The following is a 17,318-nucleotide window of genomic DNA, read 5'->3' as shown; positions in this document are numbered from 1 at the left end:
CTCGGATACGACCGGCGTCATCGGTTCGGCGGCGTGCGCCTACGGCTGGATGCGCAGACGCGGATGGCCTCGACCACGACCATGCCGCGCGGCCGGTAGGTGCCTTGCGGTGCGTGGGCCCATACCCGGAACCCGAGGTCTCCGTCTGCCGGTGACGGCAACGCGATCTGCGCGCCCTGACGGGCCACAGACACATTGAGCCGGAACAACTCTGCGAACAGGCTCATGTCGGAGTCCGGGATGTCCGGGACGATGAGGAACGTCCACCGTTTCGATCGTGGATGCGACACGATCGGTCCAGGCTGCACGCCGTGGTCGAGCAGTTGCGCCCGCGCGCCCGCGCCGAGCTGCGCGGGCATCGTGATCGCACCGACGCTGCCGGAGACGAAGAAGATCCGGCCCAGCTCCGGCTGCACCCGCGCGGGCAATCCGAAAGCCTCGCAGTAGAACCGGCATCGTGATGCCGGGGTGTCGGCGAGAACGAGGGTCGCGTCGTCGATGTCACGCATCCCGATCACCGGCCTCGGGTGGCATCCGCCTGCGGTCGACACCGGTGACAGCGCCCAGAGTGATCAGACAGGATCGCGGAATGTCATGCCGGTCATCGACTATCGCGGCTCCGACCCAGCCGCACACGCCAGGGATGTTGCGGTCGTGGGGTCCGATCCGGCCGTCGTCGTAGGGAGCCAGCCGTAGGCAGTGCTGGATATCCGGGCACCGCACGCGCAAGAGCGGACCGTACGGTGTGCCGTCGGTGGTTTCCCACTGCCCGGTCTTCGACAATCGGACCTTGCCACCCTCTTCCATTCCCACGCCGCTCCCCTTTGTGTTGATCGGAAGGCGCCCGGCACCGAGGATCTTGCGACCCTCCGGCGGCGTCATCGGCGCCGGAAGTGTGCCCGGGTAAGGGACGGGCTCTCACCCGGTGCCGGGGCCCGCAACCAACATGGCGCCTGTTCAGGCGCATCGGAAGATGCACTCGGTCTACGCTGGTAGAACTTGCGGTCTACTCCGGTCTACTTGCAGTGACTCAACTACAGCAGGGGGCGAATGTTGGGTATGCAGGTCACATGGACCGGTGCTGAAGCCACTTTGTTGCGGGGGATCTTGGGGCTCGCTCAAAAGCGGTTCGCATCGAAAGCAGGCATCGCGCCGAGCACTGTGAAAAAGTGGCGCAAACTAGGTAGTTCGATCCAGCTGAACGAGAACAGCGCCGCGATTATGCAAACGCTGCTCGACCGCGCGACGCCCGAGCAGCGAGCGCGATTCGCCGCCGCGACCGCAAGCAAAGCTGTTGATGGTCTGCCTGCATGCGACGCGACAACGGATACGGTGGGGCAATGGGTTCCAGGCATGTGGACGACCGACATCACAATGGTCGCCTTCGACCTGGCCAGGGAGGATCTCATGCTCGACCGTAGACAGATCGGCAGGGCCCTACTCGGCGTTGTCGCTGGTCCACCCCTCCTCGAACCGTTGGAGCGATGGCTCAGAAACGGCAACCCGCCGAGCATCCCGCGCCGTGCGCGGACCGGCGTCGGCATGCAAGAGGTCGAGCAGCTCGAAAACGCTGCACGTGTATTCCGTTCCTGGGACGACCAGCACGGCGGCGGCTTGCGCCGTAAAGCCGTGGTCGGGCAGCTCGCCGAGGTCAACGAACTGCTCGGCGAGAATCACCCGCCGGAACTGCGGCGCCGGTTGGCTGGAACCATGGCTCAGCTAGCGGAGACCGCAGCCATGATGTCGTGGGACTCGGGACATCAGAAACTCGCGCAGCATTACTACGCCCTCTCCATTCGTGCGTCCGGAGAAGCGCGGGACCCGGCATTCACGGCCGTGGTGGTTGCCGGGATGGCGCGTCAACTGCTGTCGCTGGGCAAGTCCGCGGACGCGCTCGAACTCATTCGGCTGGCGCAGGAGTACTCCGTCGGCCGCCTCACCGCGACCACCCAAGCGATGCTCTACACCCGTGAGGCGTGGGCTTACGCTCAGTTGAAGCGGCCGACAGCATTTCGACGTGCCAGCGACAAGGCCTATGAGGTCTTCGAGGACTCGCAGCCGACGGGTGATCCGTACTGGATCCACTACTTCGATGCTGCCGAGTTGTCGGGGACCCTCGGAGGCAGAGTGCTCGACATGGCACGCCGCGACCCAAGGGCGGCCGATGAAGCCATCGAGCTGATCGATCGCGCGATTGCACTTCGGCGGCCGAACCGCGTGCGCAGCGCCGCGCTGGATCAGCTCGGTATGGTCGAGGCGCGTCTCCTTCAGGGAGAGGTCGAAGAAGCCTGCCGGGTTGGTCACGGCGCGCTACAGGTAGTCGAGCAGACCGCCTCTGACCGTGTGGCCAAGAAGCTCGCCAGGGTGTACAACCGCACCCGACAGCACGTGAACGTGGCTGGGGTGGCCGAACTGCGCGATCGGATGCGGCCGCTCGTCGCGGCGACAGCATAGGAGCGAACTGCATGGTGCGCATCGGGGTCACCGGGCACATGAATATCACCGAGGCCACCGAGCCGCTGGTCTACACGGCGATCCGTGAGTTGCTCGCCACCAACGGGACCGGCGACGTGGTATTCGGGGTGAGCTGCATAGCCCGTGGCGCCGATTCGGTGTTCGCCCGAGCCGTTCTCGACGCAGGCGGACAGCTCGAGGTCGTGTTGCCGTCGCGGAACTACCGGGAGACGAAGGTGAAGCCCGACCACGCCGAGCTGTTCGACGACCTCACGCAGCGTGCGGCCGTGGTGCGCGTGATGGACTTCGATGACGCGGGCCGCGAAGCGTACGAGGCCGCGAACGCGGCGGTGGTGGACTCGGTAGACCGGCTGGTCGCGGTATGGGACGGTGCGGACGGGGAGCGCAGCGGAACCGGCTCTGTGGTGCGGTTGGCCCGCAAAGCCGGGGTGCCGGTGGACGTGGTGTGGCCGGAGGGCGCGGCCCGCGGCTGAAGGATGGTCCCAGCCGGTCCGCGTACTCGTCTGCGCACCGTTCGATGGGTGGCCGGTCAACTGTGGGACAGCAGTCCGGCCACCATCGGATCAGTCGCGGTATACCGCGACGTAGGCGTTGGTGGTGGTGCCGATGCTGGCGGGGCCCAAGCATGAGGCGGTGCCCTGGCCGGAGGGGCTGAATGAGCCACTCCACGAACCTCGGTAAGGGCCGATGGCCATGAGCGGGAACGCATTCGGTACGCCGTGCAGGCCGACGCACTCGACCACCAGGTTGTATTCCCTGCCGGGGGGCGCATCGTCGTCGTGGCAGGTCGCCGTCGCAGTGAACAGGTCTCGCGTGACGACACAGTCCTGTGGCGCGGCTTGAGCTGTGCCGGAACCGATTACCGTGGCAAAGCCCAGAACCGACACGGCGGCGGCCGTGACTCGTGCGGCGGCGATTGTCGTAGAGCTCATTCGAATTCCTTTCGAAGGTCATGTGGCAATCGAGGGCGGACACCGAGTCGTTACGGGCGGACCACGGCCGTGCCGATACGACGCGGACGCCTCGCCGCATGCCGTGCAGGGCTGAGCCGTCCAGCCGGGAGGCGGTTCACGCGGGACAGTCTGCGGAAGGGTTGGCCGCTTCGTCTCGAAGCCTCGCCGCAAGGAGGAGGTTATTGAGATTATCCACGGTCCTGAGTATTTCTTCATCAACTCTTGACGATGATTTCGTCTTAGTTGATGATTTCCTCGGATACCGTCGTGGCGGTGGTGCAGGCGAGCATCGACGGCTCGGCCGCTCCCCGTCCGGACCAGTGAGGACTTCGATGACCGATTCCCGATTCCGCAGGAAGATGAGCAGGCGTGGGGCGCTGGGCGGCGCTCTCGCGGGGACGCTCGGCGCCGCCGCGATGGCGGCGGTCGCGCGGGCGACTCCGCTTCGCACTCGGCGACCTGCGCCTTCGGGCACCTACCGGATCGACCTGCACGCGCATTTCCTGCCGCCGGACTACCGGGCGGCGTTGCTCGAGCACGGTCACGTCACCATCGGCGGGTACCCGACGCCGGATTGGTCGCCCGAGCAGGCGCTGGCGTTCATGGACTACTACGGCATCCAGGCGCAGGCACTGTCGGTATCCGACCCCGGGGTGTCCTTCCTGCGCGGCAAGGAAGCCGCCGACATGGCCCGCTACTGCAACACCTACGGCGCCGGGCTGTTCCGGGACCACCCCGAGCGATTCGGCGCCTTCGCGGTGCTGCCGATGCCCGATATCCCCGCTTCCATCGCCGAAGCCGTGTACGCGCTGGACGAACTGCGTCTCGACGGTGTGGTTCTGCTGTCCGCCTACGACGGTGTCTATCTCGGCGATCCTCGTTTCGAGCCGTTGCTGATCGCGCTGAACCAGCGCAACGCCTACGTCTTCGTGCACCCGGCCGCCATCGCCGCCGACGCCAAACCGAAACTGCCGCTGCCGGACTTCCTCGAAGAATTCACCTTCGACACCACCCGCGCGGCGACGTTGATGATGGCCACCGGGATGACACAGCGCTACCCGAACATCCGTTTCCAGCTGGCGCACGCGGGCGGGACGCTTCCCTTCCTGTCCCACCGCATCAGCGTCGCCTCGCAGACGGTGATCGGCGAGCTCTGGCCCGAGGACCTGCCCAGGCCGTCGCTACTCGACACGCAACGCCAGATCGGGAACTTCTACTACGACACCGCGCTGAGCGGGTCGGCCGCGGCGATGGCGAGTGTGCTGGCGGTCAGCAAGCGCGACCACGTCGTCTTCGGATCCGACTGGCCCTTCAGCGCGCTCACCCTCCCGCAGTCCGGCACCCACGATCCGGCTCCCGGCCTCAGCGACATCTTCGACGCCGACCAGCGGATGGAGGTCGAACGGATCAACCCGTTGCGGCAGTTGCCGCGGCTGGCCGCAGCGGTCGGCGGGTGAGCGACAGCCGCGCGCCGCCGGGACTCCGCGGCGTAGGCTCAGTTCTCCGCCACGGCGGCCTCGGCCGCGGTCCGGGCCCGGGACAGGGCCTCCGGCACCGGAATCCGGCCCAGATACATTTCGGCGAGAATCGGCTCGACGGCGCGGAGCGCGGCCGGAAATCCCGGCCCGCCACCGGAGGAGATGCGCGGGCCGCGCAGCACGTCGAAGAAGGGGGAGACGTCTACTCCCTTCGCGGCCCAGTAGTCGCGATAACGCCGCTGCTCGGAGACGACCGCCGGGATGACGGCGCCGCCATCGGCCAGGTAGCGATTGCCCGCGCCGCTGCCGAGCCAGGCCAGCACCCGGCGAACCGCGTCCGGATGCCGGGTGGCCGCGTTACCGGCGACGCCGATCGCGTTGTTCGTGCTCACCCGCCCGGCGGGGCCCTCGGGCAGCAGCGCCACACCCCAGCCGAAGCGGACCCGTGCTGCGACCTGCGCGAGATTGAACGTCCCGGATTGCAGCAGCGCGAGTTTGCCTTGCAGGAAGGCGTTCTTCGCGAAGTCGGGATTGGTGTTGGTGTCCGCGGGAGAGGGCGTGAGCCGGTCGGCTATCAACCGCACCAGATAGTCGAACGCCGCCACGCCCTGCGGGCTGTCGAAGACGAAGTGGTCGTTGTCGTCCTGCAATCGCGCTCCGGCCGAGCCCAGGTAGGGCAGCTCGATGGACTGGAAGTCGTGGCCCGCGTTGTACGCCCATGGGGCGGCCGTCGCGAGCCTGCGCAGCATCGGTCGTAGGGTGTCGTCGCCGTCCGGGCTCCACCGCAGCGCGCTCAGCTCGGCGGGATCCACGTGTGCGGCCGCGAGCAGTTCCCGGTTGTAATACACCGCTGTACCCGCGTCGACGAATTGCGGTACAGCCCAGAGCCTTCCGTCGCGTGTGTACTGTGCTACCGCCGAAGGATCCCAGACTGCCGCGGCCTCGGGACCGAGCGCCGCCCCGATATCGATCAACCGCCCGGTATCGGCGTAGTCCTCGTAGGAGTTGGTCCAGAACAGATCGTCGGCGGTGCCCCCGGCCACGTCCAAGCGCAACTTCTGCTGATAGGACGACCACGGCACCACCGTGAGCCGCACCTCGACGTCCGGATTCGCCCGCTCGAACTCCGCGAGGGAGGCACGGTAGGCGGGAACGAGACTCTCGTCCCAGACGCGCAGCCCCAGCACGGTACGCCCGGACCCGTCGCCGCTGCGGCCGAGCCACAGGACGGCCGTGACCAGCAGCGCCGCGGCCAGCGCGACAGCGAGTACGACGCGGGTCGACGTCCTCATTTCACCCCCGTCCACGCGATCGAGCGCAGCACCTGCCGCTGGAAGATCACGAACAGCACCACCAGCGGCGCGATGGCCAGGGTCGTGGCCGCCATCACCAGGGTCCACTGCGCGTTGTAGCGGGTCTGCAGGTTAGCCGTTGCCACGGTCAGCACCTGCCACGAACGGCCGCTGCTCGCGACCAGCGGCCACATGAAGTTGTTCCATTGCGAGACGATCGTGATGAGCGTCAAGGTCGCCAGCACCGGCCGGCTCATCGGCACCATCACGTGCACGATGATGTCGAGGGTGTTCGCGCCGTCGAGCCGCGCCGCACCGATCAACTCCTGCGGAATCGCGCGAAAGTACTGCCGCAGCAAGAAGATCGCGTACGGCGATCCGAACACGAACGGCAGCACGAGCGCCCAGAACGTGTTCAGCAGGCCCAGTTCGGCGAACATCAGATACAGGGGGATGAGGGTCACCATCGGCGGCACCATCATGGTGCCCAGATACACCCAGAACAGCCCGTCGCGGCCCGGGAATTCGGTGCGGGCGAACGCGTATGCCGCCAGCACCGAGGTGATCAGCTGGCCGCCGGTGACCAACACCGTCATCAGCGCGGTCACCAGCACCGCACGCCCGAACCCGTAATCCAGCACCGTCCGGAAGTTGTCCGCCGTAGCCGGATGTGGAAGGGCCAGCGGTGACCCGGTGGCGAACTGGTCGGGTGTCTTCACCGCGGTGAGGGCGCTGAGCAGCAGGGGTGTCACGGTCAGCAGCGCGCCGGCCGAGAGCACCGCGTAGGCCGCGGCCGACCGCAGGCGATCAGAACTCATAGGTGGTCCGATTCCGGAAGTAGCGGTGCTGCGCCACGGTGATCGCGAACATCACCGCGAACACCACCAGCGCCATGACGGCGGCGCGGCCCGGACGCGCGGCGTCGAAGGCCTCGGAGAAGATTCGCATCGCGAGCACATCCGTGCGATCGCCCGGCCCGCCCTTGGTCAACGCGTACACGGTGTCGAAGGTCTGGAACGCGGTCAGTACGCCGGTGACCAGCACGAAGAACATGGTGGGGCGCAGCAACGGCAGGATCAGCCAGCGGATCCGGCGCCAGCCGGTAGCGCCGTCCAGCGCCCCCGCGTCGAGGATCTCGCTCGGTATCGCGCGGATCCCGGTCACGAAGAACAGCGCCACGTACCCGAAGTTCGCCCACACGCTCACCGCGGCCACCGACGGCAGCGCCAGCGCGGGATCCGACAGCCATTCGACGCGCCTGCCGAGGACGGCGTTGACCGCACCCCCGGTGGGGGCGAACATCCACTGCCACACCACACCGACCGCGACCGGAGCGCACATCCACGGCAACGCGTACATGATTCGCAGGCTCGTCCCGCCGCGCCGCCGAGCCAGCAACGCCGCGACCGTGAAACCCAGCACGGTCTGCGCGGGCACCACGATGGCGGTCAACGCCAGCGTCACCAGCAGGGCATGGCCGAACGCTGCGTCGCCCAGCACCGAGCGCCAGTTGCGCAGTCCCACGAATTCCCTGGGCCCCAACAAGTTCCAGCTGTGCAGACTGAGCCAGGTCACCACCAGGATCGGTAGCAGCAGGAAGGCGCCGACGCCGATCAGGCTCGGCAGCAGGAGAACATAGCTCGTCGCGGTACGACGAGCCGCACGCCGGTTCATGTGCTGCGACGTTACCGCCCCCGCCCGCCCCCGCCCGCTCCCGTACGGCGCGCGGGGCGGCGGAGTCAGTCGGTGGGGCCGCCCGCCACGTAGATCACCTGGCCGGATACGAAACCGGCGCCCTCGCTCACGAGGAACGAGGCGGCGTGCGCGATGTCCTCGGGAGTGCCTACCCGCTGCACGGGAATCTGCGATGCGGCGGCCTTCTGGAAGTCCTCGAACGAGACGCCGACACGCTCGGCGGTGGCGGCGGTCATGTCGGTGACGATGAAGCCGGGAGCGATCGCGTTGGCCGTGACGCCGAATTTGCCCAGCTCGAACGCCAGGGTCTTGGTGAAGCCTTGCAACCCTGCCTTCGCCGCCGAGTAGTTCGCCTGTCCGTGATTGCCGAGCGCGGAGGTGCTGGACATGTTGACGACGCGTCCCCACTTCTGTTCGACCATGTACTTCTGCACCGCGCGGGTGAGCAGGAAGGCTCCGCGCAGGTGCACGTTCAGCACGGCGTCCCAGTCCGCGACGCTCATCTTGAACAGCAAGTTGTCCCGCAGAATGCCGGCGTTGTTCACCACGACCGTCGGCGCGCCCAGCTCGTTGTCCAGTCGCTCGACGGCGGCGGCGACCGACTCCTCGTTCGACACGTCGGCGCCGAGCGCGACGGCTCGTCCGCCCGCCTCGGTGATGGCGTGGACCGTGTCGGCGCAGGCGGCCGCATCGAGGTCGAGCACGCCGACACGAAGCCCGTCCGCCGCCAAGCGCTTGGCGATCGCCGCGCCGATCCCTCGCGCGGCGCCGGAAACCACTGCCACTCGCTCGCCCATGAACGCGTCCCTTCGTCGGTCGGATATCGAATCAGTCATACCGCACCGGCCTGTCGCCGTGGCGAGGACCGGCCGCCGAGCACGCCGCCGGAATCGGCGCGGGGTGAATTACCACAACTCTCGAGCAGAAGGCTTGCTCCGCTCCCGGCCCGATGTTTCGATCGGCACGTGACCGACCAGAACGAGCCTCCCCGTATCGTCAGCGCCAGCCGTGAGATCAACGCGGGCCCGGCGGCCATCTTCGAGCTGATCGCCGATCCCGCCGAGCAGCCGCGCTGGGACGGCAACGACAACCTGGCCGAGGCCGCGACGGGGCAGCGGGTGCGGGAAGCCGGGGCGGTGTTCAGCACGACCCTGACCAACGGAGCCGTCCGCGACAACCACGTGGTGGAGTTCGCGGAGGGCAGTCGCATCGCGTGGCGTCCGTCGGAGCCGGGCAAACAGCCGCCCGGCCACCTGTGGCGCTGGGAGCTGGAGCCGGTGGGCGAGGGCCGCACCCGAGTCACCCATACCTATGACTGGACGTCGCTCACCGACGAGAAGCGTCAGATCCGCGCCCGCGCGACCACCGCGGACAAACTGTCGGCCTCCCTCGACCGCCTCGCCGAACTCGCCGAGCAGCAGGCGGTTTCGTCGTAGCAGTGCCGCCACCAGCAGCGGCGCGGCGAAGGCGGCGAGCGCGGCAACCTTGAACCGGGGCCGACCGGTCATGACTCGGCGGGCGGAGGCGGCGAACAGATGTTCCGGTCCCCTGCGGTCTCCGACGGCTGGTGGTCGGTTCCGAGCGCTGGTGGTGCGGCTGTCGGGCGGCAGCGGTGTCATGCATCCGAAGGACCCGGTGGGGTGCAGTGGCGTCGAGTGGGCACCGGATCGGGCATGGTGCGACGGCGTCCCTGCCCGCCGATCCGGCCGCATCGGCATACCGGACTGTATTGTCCGGTTATGTCTCGTAGTGTGCGTCAGATCACGACGCCACGTCGAAGGGGCGCGGCTCACACGTCCCGGTATGGGATGCCGTGCCGGGCGCTCCGCGGGGCAAGGACGGCCACAATGGTCCGGTAATCTTGCCCGAATGACCTCGCCACGCCGTGTGAACAGGGGGCCGAAGGCGGCGGCCGGCAACCGGGCAGCCTTGATCCAGGCGGCGCGAGAAATCTTCGCGGACAGTGGCTTCGACGCGCCGTTCAGTTCCATCGCGCGGGCCGCCGGAGTCGGGCAGGGCGTGCTCTACCGGCACTTCCCGACGCGGGAGAGCATCGCGCTGGCGGTGTTCGAGGAGAACATCGACGGTATCGAGGCGCTGGCCGCCGATCCCGCGGTCACCGTGGACGACCTGCTGGCGATCATGGTCGAGCAGATCACCACCTCGGCGGCGTTCATCGCGATGATCCACCCCACCAACACCGACGACATGCGCCTGTTCGAGGTGGCGCGGCGGCTGATCGCCCTCATCGCGGAGAAGCTGGAGGATCCGGGTCAGCGCGGCACGATCAGTGCGGACATCACCACCGCGGACGTGGTCTTGGCGCTGGCGATGCTGGCCGCCGTGCTGTCGAAGACCGACGCGCAGTCGAAGAAGGAAACCGCCCGGCAGGCATGGGCGTTGCTGGATCGCGCGTTGCGCGGCTGAGCGCACGCCCGCCTGTCACGGCGCGCGCTCGATCGACGCCAGCTCGTCGGCGACGCGCTCGAACGACCGGATGACGTGCAGGAGCCCGTTGGCGAATTCGCGTTGCCCGAAATCTATTCCGCTTTCCGTCGACCAGCGAGCGAGCAACCGGTGTACCGTGGCGTCGGCACCGCGGGTACGGAGTCTCACCGCGGTGGCGTGTGCGTGTCGCTGTACCGAGTCGGCCACGGCGACAACGCCTTCGGCGGTGTAGACGGCGGAGTCACTGATGATGTCCACCAATTCGACGAGTTCGTCGGCGAGCCCGATCAGATCATGGATCTGCGCGATCTCCGCGGTGATCGCCATGTGGTCGATGCAGCAGCGCAGCAGTATGCCGAGCCGGTGCAGGTGTCCGGGAAGCGGATGGACCGGCGCACCGAGCGGCGTGAGGTCCGCCAGGCGGTGCCGGATGCTGAACGGATCGGCCGGGGGAGCGCCGAATTCGGCGAGAACGATGGCGCCCGCGCGCAGGTCGAAGGCTGTCGCGGTGAGCGAGTCGTCGGGATCGGCGCGACTGGTGAGCGTTCGCATACGTCTCCTGGTGCTCGTCGCCGAGACGCCGACTTGCCCATGCCGCCCCCCTCGGTCGCAGATGGAATCGTCGCATGACAAGACTCTCGACCTGTGATTGCCGAGTGATTGCCAGCGGCTGGGTTCCGGACCGGTGGACGATCCGGATAGGTTTGTCCGGTAGGTAACCAGTTTGAACCATGAGCGCGGTGTCGTCAAGCCGCCCTCGCGGCGCGGTCCAGGTTCCCGCAGGGCTTGGGACCGGCTGTGACTCAAATATTCGGGCAGCGAAAAGTGCTGGTGTAAAGCATTCTCGGGCAACAGGTGACAAGTGGTGATCGCTTGCGTTCCGGGTAGGTCGCGCAACGTACGACCGCTCGTTGTCTGATGTCCCGCAGTCGGGAACGCAGGGAGATGTGGTGGCTCGTAGGGGCTGCGGTAGGTGAACGAAGGGTCTTGACCAGGCAATTGCTGACGTGGTGATATAGGTCACAATTGGGCTCGGCAGAAGCGCCGCCATCGGATCGTGGACCGCTTTAGTGTGTGTGCGGCAGAACCTTCCGGCGAGGGGCTCGGCGATCCGCTCTCACCCCGCCGCTCCGCTCTCCGGATCCTTCGCTGGTTCGGCACGCGGCCGCCCCTCGGCCGCGCGGCTCGCTGATCCGCGATGGCCGGCGCGATGGTTGGTACCCATCGAGTCGGTGTCCGCGGCCGGACCTGTCGATATCTTCATCGGTGACACCGGGATGGGAACCATGGCTGTACGATCCGTCGATTCCGTTGACCGAGGCGCTCCAGTATCGCCCTCCTTCACTCGCTGGCGAGACCGGACGCGCCGGTGCCCGCATCGGTACCGCTTGGCGGTGGTCGCGCCGAACATCGCGGACGTGGTGCGCTGGACAGGCGGGTGGCTTTTCGATCGCACCGTCGCGGGATGGGAGGTCACGGTGCTGGTGGCCGATCCGGGGGACACCCGCCCGCTGCGCATCCTCGGGGCGACGGTGCTCGATCTCGAGCAGTTCTCGGCCGCGCCGGTGCGAGAGACGTGGCCGCAGGCGGTCGCCGTCGCCTCCGCGACGTATCTGTCCGACAGCCGGGTTCGCGACGGCGTGCTCGACTGTCTCGACCGAGGGCGCACCGAGGTGACGATGTGGGGCGAGGGTCTTCCCGTCGAACTCGACCATCGGGTCGGTTCGGTGCAGCATCGGGTCAGCCTCGCCGGACGGGCCTTCAAAGCGTGCGCGATGCGGGCGGCGGGGCTCGCGACCGAGGTGGTCGGTCCGGTCGAGGTGTTCCGGACGGGAGGGGCATCGCGGATGTACCCGGGATACGGCGTCGACCTCATGCCCGCCGGGTGATCGGCAGGCCCAGGCGGATCGGAACTCGCCGAAGCTGGGAAGGGCTTATTTCAAGTTAGCCTAACCTTATGAACGCGAGCACGGTGGTGCACGAGCCCGGCAAGCGGATCGTCCGCTCGCGCGAGCGATCCCGCAAACCGGTACGGCGCGCACTGATCTCGATCCACCGCTGGTCGGCGTTGATCCTCGGCACGGTCCTGGTGGTCCAATCGACATCGGGCGCGATCCTGCTCTACCACGCCGAACTGTTCCGGGCCCAGCACGCCTCGTTCTATCGGCACACGGACGCGCCGCCGGTGATCGACACCGAGCAGGCCGTCGCGCTGGTGCGTGCGACCGATCCCGACTTCGCCGTCGGCTGGGTCGGCGTGGACGGCGGTGTGATCGCGATCGGAAACGCGCAGTACACCGCCGCCTACTCCGTCGATCCCGGTACCGGACGAATCAACGAGCGGGTGAACCTGACCGACGGTGTGCTGGGTTGGTTGGCCAATCTGCACAACTGCGCATTCGGCTGCGCGCGCTACTCCGGAGCGATCCCGATCATGGAGAACCAGGCTCCCCTCATCGACATCAAGTGGGGCGCGGTGATCCTGGGCTCGCTCGGCACACTGTTGGTAACGCTCGCGGTGTCCGGTGTGGTCATCTGGTGGCCGTCGCTCAGGCGGTCCCGCAACGGGTTCCGGGTCCGCCTGCGGAAGGGGCGCTTCGCCCGGGACCGCGACCTGCACGACGTCATCGGCGTTCTCGCCGTACCGTTCCTGCTGGTGTGGGGCATCACCGGGACCACCATCGAATGGCCGGCCGTCCAGCGGGCCTGGCTCCTCGCTACCGGCGGCAACACGACTCTGGAACGAACCGAGAGGTCCTTCGAGCCGCGCTCGGGCGTGCCGGGCCGGGCCCCGCTATCCATCGGCGAGGCCGGTGCGATCGCGCGGCGCGCCGCGCCGGGCCGACTCGCCTACCTGTTGCTGCCCACCGACACCGCCCCGTACTACCGCGCCGCCGTGGCCGGCGCCTACTCGCCACGCGAGCATCGCCTCTTCTACAGCGGTGACGTCCTGGTCTATGTGAACGCCTACGACGGCGCCGACCTCGAGGTGGTCGACGCGAGCCACGACCGGCCGCTGGCGAACACCTTCTACGCCAAGGTCTTCGAACCCGCCCACTTCGGCTGGCTGGTGAACGGGTGGTGGCGACTGGTCTGGCTGGTCTTCGGACTGACTCCGCTCGCGCTCGCGGTCACCGGGCTGTCGACCTGGCTGTTCCGCCGCAGAACCGAACGCCGTCGCAACGGCGTGAGGGCGTAGCCGTCCCACGAGTCACGACGGGAAGTGGATCACTTGCCGGGCGAAGACCGTGTCGGGATCCGCGAGGTGATTCGCCGCCGCGACCACCCCCACCCTGGTGTCCAAGTCGGCGGGGCCGTACGCGTGGTGGCACATCGTCCGCAGCGTATCGCCGGCGACGGTGCGGCGGCGGTTCAGGCCGGGCACGATGAGTACGTGGCCGGGAGCCGGTTCGCTCCCGGAGGGCAGGTGGTTCGCCAGTTCGATCAGCAGGGCGAGGTGGTCGTCGCCGTACCAGCGCTCGGCGAGTACCGCGAGAGTCTCGCCTTCCGTCACCGTGTGGTGGCCGACATCGGCCAGCTCCGGGATGTGCAGCCACGCACCTTGCTGTATCTCGCGTTGTGCCACACCGTTGACCACCTCCCAGATCAACTGGACATTGGTGTCCTCGCTGCCGTAGTAGCGCTGGGTGATCTGCTTGCGCGCCGCGGTGGAGTCGGAAGTGGTGACGAGGTGGCGCCGGGTGATGTACGGGAGCAGGAGCTGTTGCCCGACGTCGATCGAATTCGGATCGGCGAGATGGTTCTGGCGCGCGATCGCCGGGAACAGACTGCTGTCGCCGTACTCGCGATGCGCGATCGCGGAGAGGGTGTCGCCGGGTCGAACTTCGTACTTTTTCATTACTTCCGCCTTTTCCGAGACTGCCGCCGGTGGGAGCCGCGACCCGGCGGGATTCGTCGTCGCCGCAGATGGGCTTCGGCCGACTCCGGACGCCTACCGGTCACGAAGGGTTTCGCAGTACCGAATGCTCGTCGCGGATAGTCGCCTGATCGTGAGTAGGCGACTACTCGTTTTCATCGGCGCTGCTGTCGCGCGGGTCGGAGCGAGACGCTGAGCACCGGGATTCCCGAGAGGAAACCGATCGCGCCCGGTGGAGCCGAAGGGCGATCACGGGGTATCCGTGCCGGGAAGCCAGCTGTTGCCGGGCTGGGTCCAACGGCGGTCTCTGATCATGCGGCGGGCCGCCCGCTGGTTCCTCCCGATGAGGCGTTCCAGGTAGAGGCGGCCGGCGAGATGGTCGGTCTCGTGCTGTAGGCAGCGGGCGAGATAGCCGGTGGCTTCGACGGTGACGGGCCGTCCGGCCAGATCGACGCCGGTGACCTCGGCCCGATGCGCTCGCCCGGTGGGGTACCACTCGCCCGGCACGGACAGGCACCCTTCCAAGTCGTCGGGGTCCGGCATCGTCTCGGGCAACGGCGAGGTTCGCAGGACCGGATTGATCACATGGCCGCGGTGCCTGCGGCCCGCGTCGACGAGGTCGTAGACGAAGACCGCTCGCGGGTCTCCGATTTGGTTCGCGGCCAGGCCCGCCCCGGCGGCAGCGGTGTTGGTGTCGAACAAGTCGTCGATGAAGGCGGCGAGGTCGTCGTCGAAAACGGTGACGGGGATCGCGGGCATGGTCAGCCGGGGATCACCGGCGATGAGGATCGGTCGAACAGCCATGGTCCGCAGGGTACTCAAATATGAGTAGTCGTGTCAGACTAGTGTGGTGAACGAGACCAGGTTGTTCGTCCTCGCCGCCCTCGCGAAACGCGGGCCCATGCACGGTCATCAGCTGCGCCGCGACGCTCGCCTGGACCGTGCCGATCTGTGGTCGCGGGTCAAGCCCGGCTCGCTCTACGGAGCGTTGCACCGGATGGCCGACGAAGGGTTGATCCGGCCACTGCGCACCGAGCAAGACGGCGCGCTGCCCGCCCGCACCGTTTACGAGATCACCCACGAAGGGCGCCGGGAACTGCGGGCGCTGCGTGACGAAGCCTTCACCGAAGTCGACATCCGGCCCGATCCGGTGGATCTCGCACTGGCCGTCAGCGACGATCTCGACCGCGAGCTGCTGCGCGGATACCTCGAAGACCGCCTCGCCGCGCTGCGCGCCCGACGTACTCGCGTGGAACACCAACTCGACCGGCGCTGGCCCGACCAGAACGCCGCCGACGACCTCATCGTCGAACACGCCACGATGCGGATCCAGGCCGAAATCGATTGGCACGAAAAAGTACTCGGCGACATCGACAAACTGGACGCACTCCGTTCGTGATCCGCTGAGCAGAGCATTCGCGGCCACCCACATTGCGCTCGTGGCGTCTCGAACTCTCGTGCTCCCCGTGGGTGGCTGAACGCCGACGAAAAGAAAAGACTGGTTCTCTCCAGGTCGTGAGACTAACTTCGCGAATCGTGAACGGTGAAGTGATCATCCTGACCGGCCCGCCCGGGGCGGGAAAGACGACCGTGGCCGAACTGCTCGCCGCAGGCGCGAGCAGGCCGACGGTCCACGTGACGACCGACTGGTTCTATCGCTCGATCCGCACCGGATTCGTCCCGCCGTACCTGCCCGAAGCGCAGCGGCAGAACGAGGTGGTCGTCGACGCGATCGTCGCGTCCGTCGCGACGTTCGCGCGTGGTGGCTACGACGTCGTGGTGGACGGAATCGTGGGGCCGTGGTTCCTGACGCCGTTTCGCGCGGCCGCCGAACCCGACCTCCTGGAGCTGTCCTACCTGGTCCTCCGGCCCGATCTGGACACGACGTTGGCGCGTGCGCAGCAGCGCGCCGGGCGCGAACTGAAGGATGTCGAGGCGATCACCGGCCTGTACACCGCGTTCGCGGACCTGGGTGAACTCGAGGACCACGTGCTCGACACCGGGCACATCGACGCGGAACAGACTGTCGCGGAAGTCCGGCGCGTCCTCGCTTCGGGGAATCATCGCTTGCGCTGAAAGGACTACGGAGCCTGTCGAGTCGACGATCACCCGGATGTTCGTGCCGGCTGTTTCGAACGTCTGAGAGCAGATCGGCAGCCGGATAACGCGTTCGGCTGACGGGTACTCGAAGCGGCTGTGGGGCGGTTCTTTTCGATCGTATGAAGAAGGGCGGAGGCCGATTCGCCCATCGGAGTGCGGGTAGCACGACGACGTGGCGCATAGAGCCACAGTCGGTTTCATCCGCTACCGAAAGGAGCATGTGATGGCAGACCAGAACAACCCCGGGCAGTTCGGCAACCGCTCCGATACCGAGGAGCAGGCGCGTCGCGGCGGCCAGGCCAGCACCGGCAGCTTCGGCGACCGCAACTCCGCCGATCCGAGTGCGGCCGGACGCAAGGGCGCCGAAGCGCAGCCCCATGAGGCCAAGGTGCGCGGCGGTCAGCACAGCCACGCCGGTCGCTGACGTCGAGCAGAACACGGGCCGGGCGGAACAACCGCCCGGCCCGTCTCGTCTGTCCACACACGGCCACACCCGGGGGGGCGATCGCGGGGCGTCGAGGAGGGTCTCCTGCCCTCATTTATGTGACTCTTTATTAGCGATCTATGGGGATATGCGCTGAAGTGCTTCCGTCACTGGATCATCCAACCCCGGTGCGCCGACTGATTACGAAGTTCGCGCAGCACAGCTGTGAATCTGCTGGTCGTAGCCGGTGATCTTGCCTGCCGACGCGGATCGTTCGCTACCGCGCGAGCCTGTATCGGCAAGTCGTCGAAAGTGGAGACAGCAGGCGTCATCACTTGCTAAGTTAATCACTGTTCTTATCGTTGCGACGGCGAGAAACGGGCGTCGCCGACTCTCGTCGCATCGTCACGGTGACGCCCCCGGCTCAATGAGGAGTGGTGTTGTGATGGATGGTTTCAGTAGGCGTGAGGCGTTGCGGGCGGGTGGGGTGTTGGGGGCGGTGGGTGCGTTGTCGGCGGTGGTGGTGCCGGGGCGGGCGCAGCCGTGGTCGTGGTCGCCGGAGGGGTCGGTGGCTGG

The 17,318-nt window shown here is 67.4% G+C and carries 20 protein-coding genes; 10 read left to right on the top strand and 10 right to left on the bottom strand.

Features of this window, described 5'->3' with window-relative positions; all coding sequences use genetic code 11:
- Window positions 1-17: 17 nt before the first annotated feature.
- Window positions 18-509 carry a DNA-directed RNA polymerase subunit beta gene (locus tag ACGF7Y_RS36060; protein ID WP_393242276.1) on the bottom strand — a complete coding sequence of 164 codons (492 nt, stop codon included), beginning with the start codon at window positions 507-509 and terminating at the stop codon, window positions 18-20.
- Window positions 502-813 (bottom strand): hypothetical protein, encoded by a 312-nt coding sequence (locus ACGF7Y_RS36055; protein ID WP_393242274.1) that lies wholly within the window; start codon window positions 811-813, stop codon window positions 502-504. The genes ACGF7Y_RS36060 and ACGF7Y_RS36055 overlap by 8 nt, the downstream gene beginning before the upstream one ends.
- A gap of 237 nt (window positions 814-1,050) precedes the next feature.
- On the opposite strand from ACGF7Y_RS36055, the gene ACGF7Y_RS36050 reads away from it, so the two are divergent.
- Together ACGF7Y_RS36050 and ACGF7Y_RS36045 are read left to right on the top strand one after the other, a co-directional pair.
- Window positions 1,051-2,454, top strand: coding sequence for a hypothetical protein (locus ACGF7Y_RS36050; RefSeq protein ID WP_393242271.1), 1,404 nt, complete (start codon window positions 1,051-1,053; stop codon window positions 2,452-2,454).
- Window positions 2,455-2,465: 11 nt separating this feature from the next.
- Complete coding sequence (locus tag ACGF7Y_RS36045) at window positions 2,466-2,948, top strand: hypothetical protein (RefSeq protein WP_393242268.1); 483 nt, start codon at window positions 2,466-2,468, stop codon at window positions 2,946-2,948.
- 90 nt (window positions 2,949-3,038) lie between these two features.
- Here the strand turns inward: ACGF7Y_RS36045 and ACGF7Y_RS36040 are convergent, their stop codons facing one another.
- Entirely contained in the window at window positions 3,039-3,407 is a 369-nt protein-coding gene (locus tag ACGF7Y_RS36040; protein ID WP_393242265.1) for a hypothetical protein, read from the bottom strand.
- A gap of 353 nt (window positions 3,408-3,760) precedes the next feature.
- Between ACGF7Y_RS36040 and ACGF7Y_RS36035 the strand changes: the two genes are divergently transcribed.
- The gene (locus ACGF7Y_RS36035; RefSeq protein ID WP_393242262.1) at window positions 3,761-4,885 is read left to right on the top strand and encodes an amidohydrolase family protein; all 1,125 of its coding nucleotides are present in this window, start codon (window positions 3,761-3,763) and stop codon (window positions 4,883-4,885) included.
- Window positions 4,886-4,923: 38 nt separating this feature from the next.
- Here the strand turns inward: ACGF7Y_RS36035 and ACGF7Y_RS36030 are convergent, their stop codons facing one another.
- From ACGF7Y_RS36030 to fabG, 4 genes are all read right to left on the bottom strand, one after another.
- Complete coding sequence (locus tag ACGF7Y_RS36030) at window positions 4,924-6,198, bottom strand: ABC transporter substrate-binding protein (protein WP_393242259.1); 1,275 nt, start codon at window positions 6,196-6,198, stop codon at window positions 4,924-4,926.
- A complete protein-coding gene (locus ACGF7Y_RS36025) occupies window positions 6,195-7,016 on the bottom strand; it encodes a carbohydrate ABC transporter permease (RefSeq protein ID WP_393242256.1) in 822 nt (273 codons plus the stop codon). Before ACGF7Y_RS36025 ends, ACGF7Y_RS36030 begins: the two co-directional genes overlap by 4 nt.
- Window positions 7,006-7,872: a carbohydrate ABC transporter permease gene (locus tag ACGF7Y_RS36020; RefSeq protein WP_393242253.1), complete on the bottom strand. Its 867-nt coding sequence runs from the start codon at window positions 7,870-7,872 to the stop codon at window positions 7,006-7,008. The genes ACGF7Y_RS36025 and ACGF7Y_RS36020 overlap by 11 nt, the downstream gene beginning before the upstream one ends.
- Before the next feature lie 65 nt (window positions 7,873-7,937).
- Window positions 7,938-8,690 (bottom strand): 3-oxoacyl-ACP reductase FabG, encoded by a 753-nt coding sequence (gene fabG, locus ACGF7Y_RS36015; RefSeq protein WP_393242250.1) that lies wholly within the window; start codon window positions 8,688-8,690, stop codon window positions 7,938-7,940.
- 168 nt (window positions 8,691-8,858) lie between these two features.
- Here fabG and ACGF7Y_RS36010 point away from each other — a divergent pair, with 168 nt between their 5' ends.
- Together ACGF7Y_RS36010 and ACGF7Y_RS36005 are read left to right on the top strand one after the other, a co-directional pair.
- The gene (locus tag ACGF7Y_RS36010) at window positions 8,859-9,329 is read left to right on the top strand and encodes an SRPBCC family protein (protein WP_393242247.1); all 471 of its coding nucleotides are present in this window, start codon (window positions 8,859-8,861) and stop codon (window positions 9,327-9,329) included.
- Between the two features lie 433 nt (window positions 9,330-9,762).
- Complete coding sequence (locus ACGF7Y_RS36005) at window positions 9,763-10,320, top strand: TetR/AcrR family transcriptional regulator (protein WP_393242244.1); 558 nt, start codon at window positions 9,763-9,765, stop codon at window positions 10,318-10,320.
- A gap of 15 nt (window positions 10,321-10,335) precedes the next feature.
- On the opposite strand, the gene ACGF7Y_RS36000 is transcribed toward ACGF7Y_RS36005, so the two are convergent.
- On the bottom strand, window positions 10,336-10,893 hold the full coding sequence (locus ACGF7Y_RS36000; protein WP_393242242.1) for a hypothetical protein: 558 nt from the start codon (window positions 10,891-10,893) through the stop codon (window positions 10,336-10,338).
- Window positions 10,894-11,735: 842 nt separating this feature from the next.
- On the opposite strand from ACGF7Y_RS36000, the gene ACGF7Y_RS35995 reads away from it, so the two are divergent.
- Both ACGF7Y_RS35995 and ACGF7Y_RS35990 read left to right on the top strand, forming a co-directional pair.
- Window positions 11,736-12,230, top strand: coding sequence for a hypothetical protein (locus tag ACGF7Y_RS35995; RefSeq protein ID WP_393242239.1), 495 nt, complete (start codon window positions 11,736-11,738; stop codon window positions 12,228-12,230).
- A gap of 68 nt (window positions 12,231-12,298) precedes the next feature.
- A complete protein-coding gene (locus ACGF7Y_RS35990; protein ID WP_393242236.1) occupies window positions 12,299-13,540 on the top strand; it encodes a PepSY-associated TM helix domain-containing protein in 1,242 nt (413 codons plus the stop codon).
- A 12-nt stretch (window positions 13,541-13,552) separates the two neighbouring features.
- Here ACGF7Y_RS35990 and ACGF7Y_RS35985 read toward each other — a convergent pair whose 3' ends face one another.
- On the bottom strand, window positions 13,553-14,200 hold the full coding sequence (locus tag ACGF7Y_RS35985) for a LysM peptidoglycan-binding domain-containing protein (protein WP_393242233.1): 648 nt from the start codon (window positions 14,198-14,200) through the stop codon (window positions 13,553-13,555).
- A 267-nt stretch (window positions 14,201-14,467) separates the two neighbouring features.
- The gene (locus ACGF7Y_RS35980; RefSeq protein ID WP_393242230.1) at window positions 14,468-15,022 is read right to left on the bottom strand and encodes a peptide deformylase; all 555 of its coding nucleotides are present in this window, start codon (window positions 15,020-15,022) and stop codon (window positions 14,468-14,470) included.
- Window positions 15,023-15,068: 46 nt separating this feature from the next.
- Here ACGF7Y_RS35980 and ACGF7Y_RS35975 point away from each other — a divergent pair, with 46 nt between their 5' ends.
- The 3 genes from ACGF7Y_RS35975 to ACGF7Y_RS35965 all read left to right on the top strand — a co-directional run bounded on the left by ACGF7Y_RS35975 (window position 15,069) and on the right by ACGF7Y_RS35965 (window position 16,742).
- Complete coding sequence (locus ACGF7Y_RS35975) at window positions 15,069-15,617, top strand: PadR family transcriptional regulator (RefSeq protein ID WP_393242227.1); 549 nt, start codon at window positions 15,069-15,071, stop codon at window positions 15,615-15,617.
- 137 nt (window positions 15,618-15,754) lie between these two features.
- On the top strand, window positions 15,755-16,294 hold the full coding sequence (locus ACGF7Y_RS35970) for an AAA family ATPase (protein WP_393242224.1): 540 nt from the start codon (window positions 15,755-15,757) through the stop codon (window positions 16,292-16,294).
- A 247-nt stretch (window positions 16,295-16,541) separates the two neighbouring features.
- Window positions 16,542-16,742, top strand: coding sequence for a hypothetical protein (locus ACGF7Y_RS35965; RefSeq protein ID WP_393242221.1), 201 nt, complete (start codon window positions 16,542-16,544; stop codon window positions 16,740-16,742).
- Window positions 16,743-17,318 lie beyond the last annotated feature (576 nt).

Source organism: Nocardia sp. NPDC047654, assembly GCF_043205035.1.
Lineage (GTDB): Bacteria > Actinomycetota > Actinomycetes > Mycobacteriales > Mycobacteriaceae > Nocardia.
This window is presented reverse-complemented; position numbering and strand designations above follow the sequence as displayed.

What these genes read in the sequence shown, in the direction of transcription:
- ACGF7Y_RS36060 (WP_393242276.1), bottom strand. Translation starts at nt 509, where the DNA reads ATGCGTGACATCGACGACGCGACCCTCGTTCTCGCCGACACCCCGGCA.
- ACGF7Y_RS36050 (WP_393242271.1), top strand. Translation starts at nt 1,051, where the DNA reads ATGTTGGGTATGCAGGTCACATGGACCGGTGCTGAAGCCACTTTGTTG.
- ACGF7Y_RS36045 (WP_393242268.1), top strand. Translation starts at nt 2,466, where the DNA reads ATGGTGCGCATCGGGGTCACCGGGCACATGAATATCACCGAGGCCACC.
- ACGF7Y_RS36040 (WP_393242265.1), bottom strand. Translation starts at nt 3,407, where the DNA reads ATGAGCTCTACGACAATCGCCGCCGCACGAGTCACGGCCGCCGCCGTG.
- ACGF7Y_RS36035 (WP_393242262.1), top strand. Translation starts at nt 3,761, where the DNA reads ATGACCGATTCCCGATTCCGCAGGAAGATGAGCAGGCGTGGGGCGCTG.
- ACGF7Y_RS36030 (WP_393242259.1), bottom strand. Translation starts at nt 6,198, where the DNA reads ATGAGGACGTCGACCCGCGTCGTACTCGCTGTCGCGCTGGCCGCGGCG.
- ACGF7Y_RS36025 (WP_393242256.1), bottom strand. Translation starts at nt 7,016, where the DNA reads ATGAGTTCTGATCGCCTGCGGTCGGCCGCGGCCTACGCGGTGCTCTCG.
- ACGF7Y_RS36020 (WP_393242253.1), bottom strand. Translation starts at nt 7,872, where the DNA reads ATGAACCGGCGTGCGGCTCGTCGTACCGCGACGAGCTATGTTCTCCTG.
- fabG (WP_393242250.1), bottom strand. Translation starts at nt 8,690, where the DNA reads ATGGGCGAGCGAGTGGCAGTGGTTTCCGGCGCCGCGCGAGGGATCGGC.
- ACGF7Y_RS36005 (WP_393242244.1), top strand. Translation starts at nt 9,763, where the DNA reads ATGACCTCGCCACGCCGTGTGAACAGGGGGCCGAAGGCGGCGGCCGGC.
- ACGF7Y_RS36000 (WP_393242242.1), bottom strand. Translation starts at nt 10,893, where the DNA reads ATGCGAACGCTCACCAGTCGCGCCGATCCCGACGACTCGCTCACCGCG.
- ACGF7Y_RS35990 (WP_393242236.1), top strand. Translation starts at nt 12,299, where the DNA reads ATGAACGCGAGCACGGTGGTGCACGAGCCCGGCAAGCGGATCGTCCGC.
- ACGF7Y_RS35985 (WP_393242233.1), bottom strand. Translation starts at nt 14,200, where the DNA reads ATGAAAAAGTACGAAGTTCGACCCGGCGACACCCTCTCCGCGATCGCG.
- ACGF7Y_RS35980 (WP_393242230.1), bottom strand. Translation starts at nt 15,022, where the DNA reads ATGGCTGTTCGACCGATCCTCATCGCCGGTGATCCCCGGCTGACCATG.
- ACGF7Y_RS35965 (WP_393242221.1), top strand. Translation starts at nt 16,542, where the DNA reads ATGGCAGACCAGAACAACCCCGGGCAGTTCGGCAACCGCTCCGATACC.